General features: G+C 41.6%; 11 protein-coding genes and 1 pseudogene. 7 read left to right on the forward strand and 5 right to left on the reverse strand.

Annotation, left to right across the window (positions count from 1 at the left end; all coding sequences use genetic code 11):
• Position 1: 1 nt before the first annotated feature.
• The 4 genes from BLR84_RS25285 to BLR84_RS25300 form a co-directional block, all read right to left on the reverse strand.
• Positions 2-1,120 carry an efflux RND transporter periplasmic adaptor subunit gene (locus tag BLR84_RS25285; RefSeq protein WP_090473050.1) on the reverse strand — a complete coding sequence of 373 codons (1,119 nt, stop codon included), beginning with the start codon at positions 1,118-1,120 and terminating at the stop codon, positions 2-4.
• A 162-nt stretch (positions 1,121-1,282) separates the two neighbouring features.
• The gene (locus tag BLR84_RS25290) at positions 1,283-2,650 is read right to left on the reverse strand and encodes an ATP-binding protein (RefSeq protein WP_090473051.1); all 1,368 of its coding nucleotides are present in this window, start codon (positions 2,648-2,650) and stop codon (positions 1,283-1,285) included.
• Positions 2,647-3,333 carry a response regulator transcription factor gene (locus tag BLR84_RS25295; RefSeq protein WP_090473105.1) on the reverse strand — a complete coding sequence of 229 codons (687 nt, stop codon included), beginning with the start codon at positions 3,331-3,333 and terminating at the stop codon, positions 2,647-2,649. The genes BLR84_RS25290 and BLR84_RS25295 overlap by 4 nt, the downstream gene beginning before the upstream one ends.
• A gap of 612 nt (positions 3,334-3,945) precedes the next feature.
• On the reverse strand, positions 3,946-5,619 hold the full coding sequence (locus tag BLR84_RS25300; RefSeq protein ID WP_090473052.1) for a vitamin K epoxide reductase family protein: 1,674 nt from the start codon (positions 5,617-5,619) through the stop codon (positions 3,946-3,948).
• 227 nt (positions 5,620-5,846) lie between these two features.
• On the opposite strand from BLR84_RS25300, the pseudogene BLR84_RS25305 reads away from it, so the two are divergent.
• The 3 genes and pseudogenes from BLR84_RS25305 to BLR84_RS25315 all read left to right on the forward strand — a co-directional run bounded on the left by BLR84_RS25305 (position 5,847) and on the right by BLR84_RS25315 (position 8,734).
• Positions 5,847-6,100, forward strand: a pseudogene (locus BLR84_RS25305) (cysteine peptidase family C39 domain-containing protein).
• 235 nt (positions 6,101-6,335) lie between these two features.
• The gene (locus tag BLR84_RS25310; protein WP_090473106.1) at positions 6,336-7,154 is read left to right on the forward strand and encodes a helix-turn-helix domain-containing protein; all 819 of its coding nucleotides are present in this window, start codon (positions 6,336-6,338) and stop codon (positions 7,152-7,154) included.
• A 41-nt stretch (positions 7,155-7,195) separates the two neighbouring features.
• On the forward strand, positions 7,196-8,734 hold the full coding sequence (locus BLR84_RS25315; protein ID WP_090473053.1) for an FAD-dependent monooxygenase: 1,539 nt from the start codon (positions 7,196-7,198) through the stop codon (positions 8,732-8,734).
• Between the two features lie 101 nt (positions 8,735-8,835).
• Here BLR84_RS25315 and BLR84_RS25320 read toward each other — a convergent pair whose 3' ends face one another.
• On the reverse strand, positions 8,836-10,050 hold the full coding sequence (locus BLR84_RS25320; RefSeq protein WP_090473054.1) for a glycosyltransferase WbsX family protein: 1,215 nt from the start codon (positions 10,048-10,050) through the stop codon (positions 8,836-8,838).
• A gap of 278 nt (positions 10,051-10,328) precedes the next feature.
• Here BLR84_RS25320 and BLR84_RS25325 point away from each other — a divergent pair, with 278 nt between their 5' ends.
• The 4 genes from BLR84_RS25325 (at position 10,329) to BLR84_RS25345 (ending at position 17,277) form a co-directional block, all read left to right on the forward strand.
• Positions 10,329-11,732: a S41 family peptidase gene (locus tag BLR84_RS25325; protein WP_090473055.1), complete on the forward strand. Its 1,404-nt coding sequence runs from the start codon at positions 10,329-10,331 to the stop codon at positions 11,730-11,732.
• A gap of 76 nt (positions 11,733-11,808) precedes the next feature.
• Positions 11,809-12,414: an RNA polymerase sigma-70 factor gene (locus tag BLR84_RS25330; protein WP_090473056.1), complete on the forward strand. Its 606-nt coding sequence runs from the start codon at positions 11,809-11,811 to the stop codon at positions 12,412-12,414.
• Between the two features lie 456 nt (positions 12,415-12,870).
• Complete coding sequence (locus BLR84_RS25340; protein ID WP_143013997.1) at positions 12,871-13,899, forward strand: FecR family protein; 1,029 nt, start codon at positions 12,871-12,873, stop codon at positions 13,897-13,899.
• A 141-nt stretch (positions 13,900-14,040) separates the two neighbouring features.
• Positions 14,041-17,277: a TonB-dependent receptor gene (locus tag BLR84_RS25345; RefSeq protein ID WP_090473059.1), complete on the forward strand. Its 3,237-nt coding sequence runs from the start codon at positions 14,041-14,043 to the stop codon at positions 17,275-17,277.
• Positions 17,278-17,552 lie beyond the last annotated feature (275 nt).

Consider the following 17,552-nt stretch of genomic DNA (forward strand, 5'->3'; position numbering starts at 1 on the left):
CTTATTTAGCATCCAACAGGTAAAAGCCACCAGAGGTCAGGATCCGGTCGCCTGGTTTTAAGCCTGATTTAATAACTACCCGGTCGTGATCGGTATTGGCTGTTTCAATTTTCCGTTTTACATATTTGCCCGGTGCCGGTTCTGTAAATACAAAGCTTTCATCGTTCATTTGCAATACGGCTGTGGTAGGGATCAGGATAACCTGGGATGGGGCATTGTCAAAATCTACGGTAACATACATCCCCGGTTTTAACGTGCGGTCCGCATTGTTACATTCGATGAGTACCTGAACGCTGCGCGTGTCTTCATCCACTATATCATTTACATGATAAACTTTGCCTTTGACCTGTTTTTCCGGCAAGGCAGCGATCTGAATGGAACATTCGTCCAGTTCATGGATAAAGCGGATATCTTTTTCCTTGATCTGCCCCGCCACCCAAACTTTGGATAGTTCGGCTACCGTTGCCACGCTGGTCGCATCATTTTTGATGAATTGACCAAGTACCACCTTGTTTTCGATCACCTGCCCGGCAATTGGCGAACGCACCACCAGCGGTTGGCCCAGTACCAGCTGATCAGGATCGGCCTTGAATATCTTTATACCGATCACTGCATTCTCATATTCCTTTTTTTCTACCTCATAAGCGGTTTTGGCTTCTTCCATATCTTTTTGTGTACCCACGCCGTGCGCTGTCAAATCCTGTTGTCTTTTCAGGGTTTTTTCTGCCAGTTGCAGCTGTGATTTCTCCTGGAAAAAGATCTTTTGCGCCGTGATAAAATCAGGGGAGCTCACTTCAAACAAAGGCGTTTCAGGGGTGGTACGCATCCCCAGCTTTAAATAGGATTTGGTGATCCGGCCCGAAAATGGCGGGGCGATCTCTGCATATTGGGTTGGGATGGCTTTTACTGTACCCGCTGTCAATAGTTGTAAGCGATACGATTGCTCTTTCACCACATCGTTTTTAAGCTTGCCCGCGAGTTTGGAGTTTGACATTACCTGGACCGTATCTCCGGATAAAGTATAATCGCTTGTTTCTTTGGCTGCTTCCGGTTGATGGCAGGCAGCCATGATGAGTATACAGCCAATAAGCGCTATAGGGGAGAACACATTTTTTTTCATAATGACCTTGCTTTTAATCAATACATAGTTACTGCTTGAGACAGCGATTATTTACGGCGCAAAGGTAGATGGCCGTTTTAGCAAGGTCCGTTAGAGGACCATTAGAAAAAAATTAGAAATTCATTAGAATTATAGCATCAGGAGCATGGAGCAAATGATGTTTCATAAGTGAGGCAGTTCAATAGTAAATGTGGTGCCTTCGTTGATCCCGGACGCTACCGAGATACTTCCTTTGTGCAACTCGATGATCTTCTTGGTGAGTGATAGCCCTATGCCATTTCCCCCGGCAAATTGCTGATTTCCCCCCCGGTAAAAAGCATCAAAGATGTGCTGTAATTCCGGCTCAGCTATCCCGATACCCTTATCCCGGAAATGCAGAATGGTTTTATCTTTAAAATAGGAGATCGCTACAGAGGTCTCCCGGTCTGCCGAAAACTTACACCCGTTTTCCATCAGGTTTATAAATGCTACCTTTAACAGATATTCATTGCCTCTGACAGAAACATCATTATCGTCATCCATTTCTCCTTCAAATAAGATATTGATCTTGCTACCCGGCTGGTCATGCAGGGCATCATTCCGGGCATCAAGGATTACCTCGTCCAAACGCAGTTCCCTAAAAGCGATTTCTGTATGGTCATAATTGGCTTTAGCCAGGTCGAGCAGGCTATTGGATAAGCGTACCAGCTTTTGCGCGTCGCTGATGGCATGGTGAATGGATGCTTTATAGGATTCGTTACTCCTTTCTTTTTCTACCGCAACCTGCAATTCGGTGAGCATAGCCGTAAGTGGAGTGCGCAGTTCATGCGAAATATTAGATACAAACTCCTTTTGCGCGTCAAAAGATTTTTCCAGGCGGTTGAGCATTTCATTAAAAGTAACCGCCAGTTCGCCGATCTCATCTTTTTCTTTTCCGATATCGATACGCAGGTCCAAATTAGTCGCTGTTATTTCCTCCACCTTGTCCACCATATCAGAAACCGGTTTTAAGGCTTTGCTCGAAAAAACATGGCCCGCTATATAGATCAGGAATACAGCTACAAAAAACGAGATGATTAAGGTATATTTTAGGTTGCGAAGTTTCACATAGCCTCCTTGGTCATTGGCTATCGCTGTGATCACATAATCCTGGTTATGGTGATGGTAAAAAATACCTACAACCTGCATCTCCCCCTGGTAAAACCTGATCTCCTTTTTTTTGACAATCTCATCTATCATCCGTCTGGTTTCCTTTACCTGGTCAATATCCACCGCATCATGATATAATAGATTAAAGGAGGTATCATAAATGGCTACTTCTTCCTTAAACAAGGAATTTTCAGCCTTTCGGTAGATTAGTTGTAATACCGAAGGGGCAACTTTAGCATCCAACAAAAGGTTCGCTTTATTGATGGCAGTATGGCGCAAAGAATTGTAATATTCATTCTCTCTGTTTTTTGAAAAGGAAAAATAGACCACCGATGCAAAGGCCAATAATAAGGTGGCGATGATGGAGGTAAACAACAAAGTGAGTTTATTGCGTATGGTCATGTCTCTTCTTTAAAAATAAAGCCCAAACCGGATTTAGTGTGGATGAGCTTACTGCTAAAGTCTTTGTCGATTTTTTTTCGCAGGTAATTGATATAGACATCAATAAAGTTTGTTCCCGTATCAAAGTGGGTATCCCATACTTTTTCCGCAATCTCCGCCCTGGATAAAACCCTTTCGCTGTTTTGCATCATGTATTCCAGCAGTTTCAATTCTTTGGGGGTAAGGCCTATCTCCTTACCCGAACGGCTTACGATCTTGGTCTGGTTGTTTAATTCCAGGTCAGCATATTTTAAAATAACCGGTTGGACAATAGGGTTAATGCTCTTGCGGTTCATAACCGCCCTTATACGTGCCAGTAATTCCCGAAAATCAAATGGCTTTACTAAATAATCATCTGCCCCGGCATCAAAGCCATCTACCTTGTCGTCTGTTGTGCCAAGGGCCGTTAGCATGATGATTGGGATAACAGGCTTTAAACTCCGAATCTCTTTGCAGAGCTTGATGCCGTTCATACCCGGTAGAATAATGTCTGTAATGATGAGATCAAAATCATTGGCGACAGCCAGTTTTTTACCGGTAAGGCCATCCAACGCAATTGTAACTGAATAAGCTTGTTCCTCCAAACTTTTTTTAATCAGTTCAGCAATACGCTCTTCATCTTCTATCAGTAGTATCCGGTTCATTTGATTATTCTCGCGTAAAGGTAAAGGTTTTATATAACAGGTAATTGATATTGTCCGCAACATCCTGTTTATCCTTAGCCAACTAAATTGAACCTTAATGGTAAATGAAATCATAGATAAAAAAGGAATGGGTTTGAATGGCTGCATATCCCACCCTCTGATGAAGAATTTGCGGAAGTAGCAAAAATACAAGTTGCATCCCGTGTTAGTTAATGACCGTTTTGCAGCCTGATCATTTGCCAAATTTGAGCGGCTTGAGCTCCTGTCCAGGTCATATGGACGAGAGAAGATGATATGCCCTAAGGTCCTTACAGGGTCGGGATTTCATATCGGTGCCATAGTAGAGAACTGATAGAAAAAAATGGCCATTACACCATTCTCCGTATCGAAGACAATTGCCATCACTACTCCCTCCTGCATTCATTACATTTTTCAATTGTTCTGGGGTAAGTATATCACTTGTGCCAAGCTCTAAGGTTTTTAATTTTAGCTTTCCATTGTTTAAAAACTAAATGATAATAATTTATACTTCTCTTATATGCCTGGAAACATAAGGGTTTTGTTACATCCTTCTTATTATGGCCGGTATATTCCGGGTATGCTTTTCTGCCCTCACACAGAAAAGAAATATTTTAGATCTGCTACACTGTACACGTCAGGTAATTGATAATATCTTGTTGTTTTTTCATTATTAGTTTCCGGGAGAGATACAAAAAAAGTTGGTGTAAACTCTATACCTGTTTTATTACACCATTCTCTCATGGCTTCAATCTTATCGTTTTGCTGCTTTAATTCCCCATTCATGGGATATTTGGAGGTAAAGGCCTCATAATTTTTATTTTCGGCTAGATACCAATCATCTAATGCTTGTTTTACAATGGACTCTCTGTTTTTTTCTGCTATTGCTAACAAATGCTTAACGGGAGGAGCCTGAATATCCCCTTCTTTATTGCTGGCGGTAAAAAGTATCTGCACCTGTATTTCTGGGTTGTTGTGCAGCAGTTCTTCCATTGGGGTATGTGCTTTGGCGCAAGGGCCGCAGTAGGGGTTACAAACTTTTATGAGTTTATATGCTGCATTAGGATTGCCCAGGGTTATGCCAAGCCCTTCGGGGTTTTCGGTTATCTCCTTTTGTTTTTGCAACAGAGCTGCAAATATTTGTCTGTTGTGTTTCAGTTTTTGCAGTTCGGTATTCACGCGTTTGCTTTCTTTCGCTTTTTGCAAGGCGGGTATTAAAATAGCAGTTACTATAAAAGGTACTGCCAGCGCGGTTATAACGGACACTATTAATCCGGGAGTGATGGTACTAAACGGCAATAAGGTATGCCAGCCGCCAGCAAACACGGTTATCAGCTGCAGAGCAAGTAAGGCCTGTGTAACTAAACAGAGCAAGCACCATTGTTTAGCTATCCGCCATTGATAATAAACAGAAAACAGAATGTATGGCGACGCTACCGCGTTTAACCAGGCTACCGTAAATAAAACACCTGGATTGCCAATGCCCGAAAACAATAGTAACAGTAGCATCCCCATAAAATAGCTAAACCCAATAGCGCTCCAACTAACTCCTGCTATTTTTGACGCTTTTGATTGTAATACCGCAGCACAGTTTGCTTTTTTACCTCCGCCGCATATTTGCTGTAATACGGGATTGTGCTGATCTATTTCGTACCATAGCAACAAAGCCCCAGTGATGCCACCAGCCAGCGTTAACAGGGTAAAAACAAAGGGTAGCAAAACGCCTGATCCGTACTGCATAAATGCCGTTATTCCGGCAATAAGAACTATCGCTGGGATGCTTAAAGCGGTAATATATTGAATATTATTTTTTCTTTTTTCTATCCGCCTTATTTTTATATAATCTTTCTCGCCGGCAGAGCCCCCGGCTTCTGCCAATAAGGCAATTCCAGAACAATTTTTAAGAAAGCTCTCTTTAGCGAGCGTACCCCATTTATGCTTTTCTGGGTCAAAAAAGCGGACATTATCCCCATTAAAATCCTTTACGATAGTAAAAAAATTGGTGGTGCTTTTTTTGCCTCTCAATTGGGTAATAAACGGTACTGGTATTTCTAAAAATTTGTCAGTGTCAAATTTAATGCCCATATTTTCAATTCCATAACCGTTTAGTACATCACTGATACTTAAAAGGCTGGGATAATCAGGATGCTCTTCTATTTCTTTGGTGAGAGTGGTGGCGGATATTTTAACATCGAGCAAAGTAGTTAGTAACAAGGCAATTTCTGGCCCGTTGGCTTTTGACTCCAAAAGTTTGTTTAAATATTGCATTTAAGTTTAGGGCTTGTATTTAGTTTTATTAATAGATGTCAAAAACCAACTATTATGGGGCTGTTTTTTATATTATTGGTTAAACTAAAGATATATAATAATACAATAAAAAAAGAAAAACATATTTAAATTTATTTCTACTTTTAAAAAATTCTTCATACCAGCTTATGCCTTTTCCTTTTTACCGGAAATTGAATGCAATGGATTGCGGGCCTACCTGCCTGCGTATGATTGCCAAGCATTATAACGCAGGTGCTTTAAGGCAAAAAGCCGGTTTTAGTAAGCAGGGAGTATCCCTAGTAGGTATTAGTGAAACTGCCGAGAAGATAGGTTTCAGGACAAGAGGTGTACAGATAAGTTACAGGAAGTCCTTCTTCCGGCCATCCTATACTGGAACCAGAACCATTTTGTAGTATTAACTCTTCTGAATAAAAAGAGTGTTACCATAGCCGATCCTGCAAATGGTATTATAAACGCATAAAAAAGAAGGTTTTTTAAATATTGGTTATCCTAACAATTCAAAATCAGCGTACGCTGACCGAAGAAGACTTAAAATTATCAAAAAATAAATAAGCGGGTAACCTCGCGATGAATTAATTGAAAATGCTGCGATGCTGCTCTACTTTCTTAGAGCAGCTTTTTTTATCGAGTTTCTTTGACTAATTTGGAGTGCGGCGAAATACTGTACCACAGGCTATAATATGCTATCTTTCCAAATGCAGCATCAAGAATTTGAACCTCCTGAAGAGTTACGGGATACCATAAAGTGCTTTTGGTATAACAGAAGAGAATCTGGAGTACTACAATCGAGTTTTGAGGTAGTACCCGATGGTTACGCTGAAATTATTTTTCATTTCGGTGGCGACTGTAGCATTTCTTACAATGGAGACTTGCAGCCATTGCCATCTCCGTTTATGATGGGGCTGCTCAATCAGCCTGTTCATTTTTACACAAAAAACCGTTTAGAGATCATCGCTATCAGGTGTTTTCCCTGGACCGTGTTTGATCTGCTCGGGCTACCGGCCGGTAAAGAAGGTGCGCACATATTTGGGCATCCTATAGCCCAGCTTCAACCCATTTTGAATAAGTGGATTCAGGCCGGCAGAATAGATGAAGCGCTGGCCCAGGTAAAACAGTATTTTCTGAATACACGGTTGGGGGTTTCTACCAGCAGTATGCTATTCAAAGCGGGAGTTGCTATGCGGCAAGCAAACGGTACCATGCTGGTAAGCCAGGTAGCGGCGGCGGCTCATGCTACGGTTCGTACACTGGAAAGAAACTTCAAGCAATCTTCTGGCTATACAGTTAAAGATGTGTCAGCTCTGATGCGCTTTGAGCAGGTGCGAAACCAATTATGGCTTGATCCCAATACCAACATTGCCGGCTTAGCTCATGAGCTGGGCTATACAGATCAATCCCACCTTAGCAGGGAATTCAAACGCTACAGCGGCACTACACCAGCAGCATTCGCACGAAAATCAAAAAAGAGGAAGCAGGCTGTGAGCAACGATTTTGTCGCATTTGTACAATCCTAATACAGGAGCATTCCAGAATTTTGTGTTTTAATTATTCTATAATGAAAACTACACAAAATAATTCTATACACGATGTAATTATCGCAGGCGCTGGTCCGGTAGGGCTTTTCCTTGCCTGTGAACTGGCCCTGGCCAAATGTTCTGTTCTAATACTGGAAAAGGCGGAAGATCCGCATTCTCCCTTAAAGCAAGTTCCTTTCGGGATACGGGGCCTTAATGCGCTTTCTGTTGAAGCGCTGTACCGTCGTGATTTACTACAAGAACTCGAGCTACATAAACGCCTTAAAAATCCCCACTTAAATGCCAAACAAGGGACCCGTCGCCAGGGAGGGCACTTTGCAGGCATTGTATTTCATGATGACGATATTGACACTTCACAGTGGAGGTATCGCCTGCCAAGCTCCACCGAAACCAGCTTAATTTCTGAAATGCAGGAGCTTGAAACGGTGTTGACCCGTCGCGCAGAAGCCCTGGGCGTAGAGATCAAGCGCGGGCTGGCTATTACAGGCTTTCATCAAACCGGAGACGGAGTGACTGTTCAATCAGGTAACCGATCTTTTCAAAGTAAATGGCTTGTGGGTTGCGATGGCAGCCGTAGTGTTGTTCGTAAAGCGGGTGGTTTTGAATTTGCCGGTACAGAGCCGGAATTTACCGGCTACTCCACCCTGGTTGACATTGCCGACCCGGAGAAGCTTAGCCCGGGCCGTAATGTAACACCAACAGGCATGTACCTGCAGTCGCAGCCGGGTTACGTAATCATACAAGATTTTGATGGCGGGGCATTTCATCATTCAAAAAAGCCGATTACGCTTGAACATGTGCAGGAGGTGCTACGCCGCATTTCGAACACCGACGTGACTATCACTGCCCTGCATATCGCAACCACCTGGACTGACCGCGCACGACAGACCACAAGCTACCGCAACGGACGGGTACTTTTAGCCGGCGACGCCGCGCATATTCACGCGCCGCTGGGCGGCCAGGGACTTAACCTTGGTTTGGGTGATGCAATGAACCTGGGCTGGAAACTCGCTGCAACTATCCAGGAGAAAGCCCCGGAAAACTTGCTGGATAGTTATTATACCGAACGATATCCACTTGGTGCGCAGGTACTTGATTGGTCGCGCGCGCAGGTCGCGATCATGAAACCGGGCCCAACTGCCCGCGCGCTGAACGCCATTATCCGTGACCTTATTGATACCCGCGATGGTGCCACTTACTTTGCCGGAAGGGTGTGGGGTGTCAACACACATTACAATCTCGATGGCAACCACCCGCTGATTGGTCGCAGCGTTCCTAACTTTGAGTTGGAAGACGGCACGAGGATTGGCGAATTAATGCACGATGGCCAGGGGATACTGCTTGATTTTGACAAGAATGCTTCACTTAAAACTTTGGCGAACGAATATGGTGATCAAATTAAGTATATTTCAGGCAGTGCAAAGGACCAATTAGGTCTGAGCGCTGTACTGATACGCCCTGACGGGTTCGTCGCCTGGGCTGTTGACAGTGGGCCTAATCTTGATGACGCCGCCCAGGCTGCATCGTGCTGGTTCGGTGACCCCATAGCCATAGTCTGAAAGAATTGGGAGGCGCGAAGTGGCTCGCGGATTGAAGGGGCCATTCACTTATAGTTGCCCTACGGACTACAAAGCCGCTTTATGAAAGTAGAGCGGCTTTCTTACTTATCAACAAATACTTGCTTAATAGCATCGAGATAACCGAATTTATTTAAAGTGTCGGGTTCTAAATAACTACCTTCGGTCCACTCATTCCAGGAATTAATAGTCAGGATTTTGGTTTTATTAAGGTGTTTATCCATAAAATCTTTAGCTTCTATTAATGCATTTTTAAAGGCATTGGGTGTGTTGCCGATAATAATGGGCGTATAAGGATATCCGAAATTTCCCCATGAACTTTCCTGATTAGTTCGTGGAGATGAGTCCCAACCCATAGATACATTGGGATAATAAGGTACGTTGAATTTTCCGCTGGCGTTTAAAGCATATTTAAAATACACATTCTTTACAGAATCATACGCGTTGGTCGGAAAACTATTTAGGACTACATGATGTATCCACACATAATCTGTTACCGAATTAAATCCTAAATTTTTAACCAAAAGGTCTGGAGAAATAATTGTTTTTTCCCCGGGAAGTATGGTATTGCCCCAAACAACAGCATTAATATTTAAATCTTTAAACCCGGCTTTTTTTGTTTTGGCCCGAAAATCAGCGATCGCTTTTGCCGCACCCTCTAAGCTTCCAAAGCTATCCAGGAAATTTCCCAGGTCATAGATTGAAAAATATGGGCATCCATCTATTTTCCAATAGGAAGGGTGTTTAAAATATTTTGTTATAATATAATCTGTCATTTTATCCCAGGTTTCGGCGGTGATTTTACCCGGGTACATCAGTTTTTGAGGTTTCCCATGAGTAGCAGGATGAAGATCGCTCCAATTATGATTTGCCCACATTAAACTAAACTTCATCAGGTTATTATTTTTAGCCATCATAAAACCGTTTTCTAAGCCCCTCTCCAAAAATGGCCCATCATTATAATAGTACCAGTCAAAAATGAACGCGTTAATTCCGTGCGTAGAAGCTGTTTCTATCTTTTGAGCCATTTGTAATGGATTGGCTTCATCCGTATACCCCCATAAAGGAACTTTGGGTTGATCATGTCCTTCAAAACGTGGTTTTGCTTTTTTTACAAGCTCCCATTCTGTCCAGTTCTTTCCGCGATATTCTTCATTCCGTTTATCGATATGATAATCCGGGAAGTAGTAAACGGCAATTTGATATTTCCCGTTTGAGGATTTTTTTTGCTGACCATATGCGCCCGTAAATACGCACAACAATAAAGATATAGTTGGCACAATATTTTTCCTGTTCATAAAAATTACTTTTTAAAGCTGCTGCGGCTAACGTTGGGGTATGAAAGACAGCTAATAACTGGTTTCTAAAAAGGGTAAGTTAATAACAACTTCCCTCCAAACCATCATGCACTGTCATGCCGAAAAATGCCAACAACCGGACGCCTTATGTGATTAAATGTTCGATATTCATTCCTTAGGAGGTAATACAACTTAACACCGGAACTACTTGAAAGTTAATTCTCTATTAACAATGGCGAAGTATATTTGCTGGCAGACAAATATACTTTTATAGTATTATGCAGCCATTTCTTAACTTTTACAAACAAAGTCACTTTGTCCTGATTTGTCTGGTATCTATACTTATTTTACAAAGTTCTTGCAAAAAAGATAATAATACGCCCAGCTATCCCTCCGGCAGCAATGAAAATATAAACAGCTGGATGCTTGATAGCCTGAAACGCTATTATTACTGGAGTGATGGACTGCCTTCCAAACCTGCGCTTAACAGGACTCCGCTGGAGTTTTTTTCCGCCATACGAAATTCCAGTGACCGCTTTTCCTATATTTTATTGCCCGGTGATCTCTCCACGGTTAGCCCTACCAACAAAAGTCAATACGGGTTTGATTATACTACGATCAAAGAAAAAAACACAGGCTTAGTTTTTGGAGTGGTTAAGCTTGTCTTAAACGATTCTCCGGCTTCCAGATCCGGTTTAAAGCGCGGCGATTATATCAGCAAAATTAATGGTAAAATTATAACCCAGGAAAATGCCGTGGCTTTACAACAGGAATTGCTTTCGGGCAGCCAGGTTACCATCACATTGGCAGAGGTGAACGGAAATGAGTTAAAAGATATTGGCTCAGCTGAGTTAACTGCTGGGTTTACTTTTGAACAACCTGCCGTAAGTAGTATTGTCGACAAGGGGAGTTCCAAAATTGCCTATCTGTATATATACGATTTTAGTCCAGGATTGGCCACCTCGCTATATAATACTTTTATGAGTTTTAAAAATGCCGGTGTAACAGAGCTTATTCTGGATCTTCGCTACAACTCTGGAGGGCAGGTTGCGGAAGCCGCGGGACTTTGTACCATGATCGCATCCGGAGTGAAGTATACCACTCCTTTTATCACTTATAAAGGGAATAAAAATGGAGGTACCAGATCCGAATCTTTAGGTGATGCGGCCAGCTTTGATCATACTTTAAATTTTAATACACTTTTGCAAGCTAACCTGAACTTAAAAAGGGTGTTTATTTTAGGAACGGGTGCAACCGCTTCGGCTTCGGAGGTGATGATCAACAATTTAAAACCCTATATGCAGGTTGTGCTGATCGGCGAAAAAACGAGAGGTAAAGATGAAGCTTCGTTTAAAATTTCTGATGCCAGGATCCCCAAACAAGTGGAATGGGAAATGCACCCGATTGTTTATAAACTGTTTAACGCAACAGGAAATGGAGGTTATAGCGCTGGCATAGATCCCGATATTAGTGTTACAGAATTGAATGATCTTCCTTTGCAACCTTTCGGTGCCTGGGAAGACCCCTTGGTTAAAGCTGCCCTGAATAGAATTGCTGGTAATAGTACTGTTGCGATCGCACGACTAAAAAGCTCCAATAAGTTGAACCTTGTTGCCGGAAACATATTGGCCGATTCCCGTGCAATGCTTACTTCTGCAAGTACTGTAATTACTCACCGGTAAACTGGTAAAGCTTCTCTTATAGTTAACATTAACTTCAAATTACCCGCTTAACTTGCAATGCTTAATCTCCTGCTGTATGAAACATTTGGACAACTTATCTATCAAGGAACTTTTGTGCCTTATCCAAACCGGGAATACCGATGCCTTTGGTGAAGTTTATAAATTATACAGAAGAAAAGTATATTGTTTTGCCTACCGTTTTGTACGTAGTTCTGAAGAAGCCAATGAATTAACCCAGGATGTATTTGTTCGTTTATGGGAAAACAGGATGAAAATTAACCCTGATAAAAATTTTGAAGCCTATCTGTTTAGCATGGTTCGCAGCAACTTTTTAGATGCCTTAAAAAAGCAAGCCCGGATGTCTGTTTACCGAACGGCAAATGCCGAAGAGCCGGCTTTTAATTCAACAGAAAGTTATATGGATTTTACGGAATGCCGCCAGATAGCCATGAATGCTATTGAAACGCTTTCTCCACAAGTTAAAGTCGCATATCTGTTGAGCAGAGAAGATGGTTGCTCGCATGAGGATATTTCCAGACAAATGGGCCTTTCTAAAAATACGGTGAATAACCACATTAAAAAATCCTTAACCCATATCCGTACCAGGATCCGTTACTTATCTCCGGATACTGTTCTTCCTTTTGTGTTATTGATGCTGGCCTCCTTTCCCGAAATGTGTTAGCCTGGTTTTTTATCTTTTCTTGAACCCGCTGTTTGTATTACTTGCCCGAAAGGGCAATTATTGTTTTATAGTATTAGTAGCAAAACTATTTGGTATGGAGGTAACCCCAGAACAGGCGGTCCATTTGTTACAGAAGTGGGTTTACATGGTTTACACTTTTTATGGTTTGTATTGGTTTAATTTATTGATAATCAATAAATTAAATGTGTTTTACCCTTATTTAATGTAAACCCATTATATGATTTCGATGTTGGAAATTCAAAATTCATTATTCGATATTATTCCCTTATTAAAGTTTTCAAAATAAGTTTTCATGAAAAAAGTATATAAATTATTATGCTGATTATGAGTCACTTAATTCAAAGTGGAAAATATATCACCAGGTCATATAGCTGTTAAGCCTTTCCCAATCTTATATACATATATAAGTTGTTAAAAAATATTGGGATCATAAAGGTGAAACATCAAGAGGAAATCAGAAGATTATTTAAAATGTACCTGGAGGGCAAAACAAATGCCCGTCAGAATACCATTTTGTTTCACTATTTAAACAACAACAAAAACGCAGAACAGGAATTATCTGATCTTATGGGTGAGGCCTGGGAGCAGGAACCTGCGATCAGGGATAACTCGGCTGAAGCGAATGAGGGCTTGGAGCAGTTATGGACAAAAATTGACCACAAGAAGCAAAAAACCATTCAGCGATACCAGATACTTAAATATGCAGCCTCATTAGTTATGATCTGCTCCGCTGTATTTGTATACAAAGCCAGCCAGAAAAAGCAACCGGAAATTGCAAGATCAATTGCTGTTATCACCAAAACAACAGCGAGTGGAGAAAAAGTAAAAATGCTACTGCCTGATAGCTCCATTGTTTACCTGGGTAGCCGCAGTAAGATCTCCTGGCCAGAACATTTTGAAAAAGGAAAAGTCAGGAATGTTTCTCTGGAGGGCGAAGCCTTTTTCGAGGTGAAGCATGATGCTACGAGTCCTTTTATTATCCGGTCGGGAAAAATGGAAACTCAGGTTTTGGGGACTTCATTTAATATTTATGCTTATCCGGAAGACAAAATATTTACCGTATCAGTAAGGACAGGCAAAGTAGGAGTAATCGAGAAAAGCCCCGGAGCCCGTAAGACCCTTTCGCTTTTAACAGCAGGTATGAAGATAGTTTATGAGACAGATAACGGAAAGTTCAGGATCAATGTTGGGCAGGTTAGTGAAGCAGATAGCTGGACAAATAACCGGTTTGTGTTTCACGATGAAAACTTAGGCTCCATGCTGGTTAAGCTTGAACGCTACTACAATGTTCATTTTGAAGTAAAGAGCGCTAAGTTAAAAGCATGCCGGTTTAACGCCACTTTTTCGGATATAAATATTAACGAAGTGATGCGGCAGTTGAAAATTATGAGCAGCGGTCATATCAAATATAAAATTAGTGACGACAAAACAAAAATTGTCTTGTGGGGGGAGACTTGTGAATGAACATTTAACCGCGGGATAAAATCCGTACGCGAAAGCTTATACAAAGAAATAGTAATTAAAATACGAAACCGCCCTGCGTCAACAGAACGGTTTCAAAGAAATAGTTTTTAACTCGTGAAAATTAAAAATCGTCGTAAACTTATGAATATAAGCTTTTACAAAAAAGTAAATAACCATTTTTCCAGAATTAGCTGCAAGGCAATCCTGTTTATGTTCCTATTATTTTGCCATGTTTCCGGCAACTCATTTGGGTCAGTTTTAGGACAAGAAAGAGTTCCTGGTAATATCAGTCTGAAATTATTAGCAGCAAGCATCCCGGAAGGGCTTGCCATATTAGAAAATAAAGCAGGCTGTGTGATCAATTATAACAAGTCTATTTTCAATGAAGGCAGTCGTATCAATATCGATGTAAAAGACGTAACCCTAGCCCAGGTGCTAAAACAGATACTGACCGGCACTCACGTAGGATTCAAGTTTGCCGATGAGCATACTGTACTCTTATACAAGCTGCCTGCACCTGTAAAACCTGGTAAGATCAGCGGGAAAGTACTGGATGAAAAAGGAGAAACTCTTCCAGGTGCATCTGTCAGAATAATTGAAACAGGGAATGGTACACAAACAAGTGTAAATGGCGAATACATATTAAGTGTAGCCCCGGGTACTTATACGCTGGAGATCACTTATATATCCTACCAAACAATGCGCATCAGCGGGGTGGTGGTAACGGAGGACAAGAATACCTCTTTAAATATTACATTAAAACCAGCAAGCTCTGCTTTAAAAGAAGTAGTTGTTACGGCCAGCTATCGCAAAGCATCAGTTGATGGACTGCTTATCCGGCAGAAAAACGCTTCGGAAATTAGTAACGGTATCAGTGCTGAGCAGTTGGCCCGCACACCGGATAAAAATATCGGTGAAAGCTTAAAACGGATCAGTGGAGTGAGTACGATTGATAATAAGTTTGTATTGGTTAGGGGTATTGGCGAACGCTACAATACGGCCACGCTGGATGGAACGATACTGCCAAGTACCGAGGCGCAGAGCCGTAACTTTTCTTTTGATATGATCCCCGCTGGTTTGGTAGACAATGTGGTGGTGAGTAAAACGGTTACACCCGATATGAATGCCAGTTTTGGTGGTGGTCTCATCCAAATTAATACCAAGGATATCCCGAATGAAAATTTCATAAGCTTCACGGCCGGGGCGGCATACAATGACCAAAGCACCGGTAAAGATTTCCTGAGCCACAAACGTGGGAAATATGATTACTTCGGTTTTGACGACGGCCGGAGGGATTTTCCTAAGGACCTGGTTCACACCAACAGAGGTACGGCCCCTAATATTACGCTCTCTGACGCGGATTATCAAAAAAAGGTAGTTGATCAAAGTAAAAGGTTTACGAATGACAACTTTACCATGTATAAATATAAAACAGCTCCTTCGCAAAACTACCAGTTTTCTATAGGTCGTTTATTGACATTGGATACTGTAAACAATAATAAGTTAGGCTTTACCGGCGCCATAAGTTATCGTAATACGCAAAATATTAACGTTATAGATGATCAGTCCCGGGGGGGATCGTCTGGCTGGGGCATTCAGCGCCCTGATTTAAATACAGGCGCTTCCTATGTATTTAATACCACTTTGGGGGCATTATTAAATGTGGGTTTGCAACTGGGTAAAAACCGTTTTAGCCTACGCAATACTTATACGCATGTGTATGATAATACATTGACAAGGATAACGGGGTACGATCTTGATAATGGCGGTAGTTATATACCTATCCACACACCAAACCGGATTTTGGAGGCAGATGACCCAACTTATACCACTTTGTTGCAAAATAAACTGAGCGGACAGCATCAATTGGGAAAAGTAAAAATAGAATGGGATGCTGCCAGAACTTCGGTAAGCAGGGAGGAAAAAGACGCGGGTATTGCTACGAGTCGCCCCGTTTTGGTAGGCGATAGTTATCAATATTTTTATAGTTTTAGTAGACTTACCGAAGCCAGAATATCAGAAACATCACGTCAGCACGCTTTTAATAAAGAAAATCACTACTCCTGGAACCTGTCGGGTACCCTGCCATTTACATTTGCCGGTATCCGCAGCAGTTTAAAAGCGGGCTATTTTGGCAATCACAAAAACGCGGAATTTGACTGGCAGATCGCGGCTTTGGCAGCTACCGAAAAGTACGCGGATAGTGTATGGTATAAGCCTATAGGTGAAATGATCGACCCGAAAAATATCGCTTATGATAAATTTATATACGCTATCGATCCCTCCTTCCTGGATAGCTACAAAGGTAAAAGCCAGATACACGCGGGCTATGTGATGCTGGATAACCGGCTATTTGATAAACTCAGGCTGGTATGGGGTTTAAGGGGCGAGTATTATAAATATACCGAGATTAAACAAGGCGCAATTATTAAAGGAGGGGCAGAGAATATATTTTCGATAAAACCCGATAAGCGCTGGCAATGGCTCCCATCGGCTAATTTAACCTACAGCCCTATACAGTCCCTGAATATCAGGGGAGCTGTTTCCAGCAGTGTGGTAAGGCCCGAATTGATGGATAATAACCCGTTTTTGAGGTATAGCCCGATACTGGATGCTTTATATGGGAACAAAGGTTTGTATAGCACCCGCATTAATAGCTATGATCTTAAAACAGAGTGGTTCCCGGGCCTGGGCGAAATTATTTCGGTAGGTGGTTTTTATAAACGTTTTGATAAGCCAGTAGAATTAAATGCTATCAGGGTGAATGGCAATCCAAATTATTACCTGCAAAACGCGGATTGGGCAAAAGTGTATGGCCTGGAATTTGAATTGCGCAAAAATTTCGGTTTTATAGCTGATGAGGGAATCCTGAAAAACATAACAGCTTACGGTAACCTTACCCTGCAAAAGTCAACCGTGCAAAGTACTTATACTGTAGACCCCGGAGGCGGCAAACCATATATACAAGTTCCCACTCAACAAAAAAGATCCCTGTATGGGCAGTCGCCTTACCTGTATAATATGGGCTTACAGTACATCGGCAACCATCTTGGTTTTAATGCGGCTTATAATAAATCGGGACGTAAAACCTACATCGTTAGTGATATCCCTTCCTTTATTGAATATGAAAAGCCAAGGGATCAACTGGATATTCAAATTAGCTACCGTTTCCTGAAAAATAAGATGGAAGTTAAATTCAACATGGCTAATCTTACTAATAATATATCCACTATTTACCGCAATACAGCCAGTTATGAGGCAAATTCTGAGACTGTCCTCAAATCGGGGTTTAGTAATAATTACGAAAAAGGAGACCAGGTGATGTTTCAACAGCGCTTTGGACGTACCTACAGCACATCACTTACTTATAATTTTTAACAACGCGAATACATCATGAATGTAGATATATAATGGTTAAACGATTAAAAATGGAGGAAAAAATAAAATCCTGCTGTGCTATAAAAGTAAAACGAAGGGTGCTCAACAACCCTTCGTTTAAAAACCGAATAGCTTGCTCGCTTACCGGCACAACCAGGATAAACCTGAAAGTAATATAAAAATCCCCGGAAGGATGCCTGTTACCAAGCCAAGGGCTTATACCAGAAGATCGATACAGGTGAATTTTGTTCAGTTGTAAAGATAATAAAAAATTA

This window comes from Mucilaginibacter sp. OK268, assembly GCF_900103125.1.
Taxonomy (GTDB): Bacteria; Bacteroidota; Bacteroidia; order Sphingobacteriales; family Sphingobacteriaceae; genus Mucilaginibacter.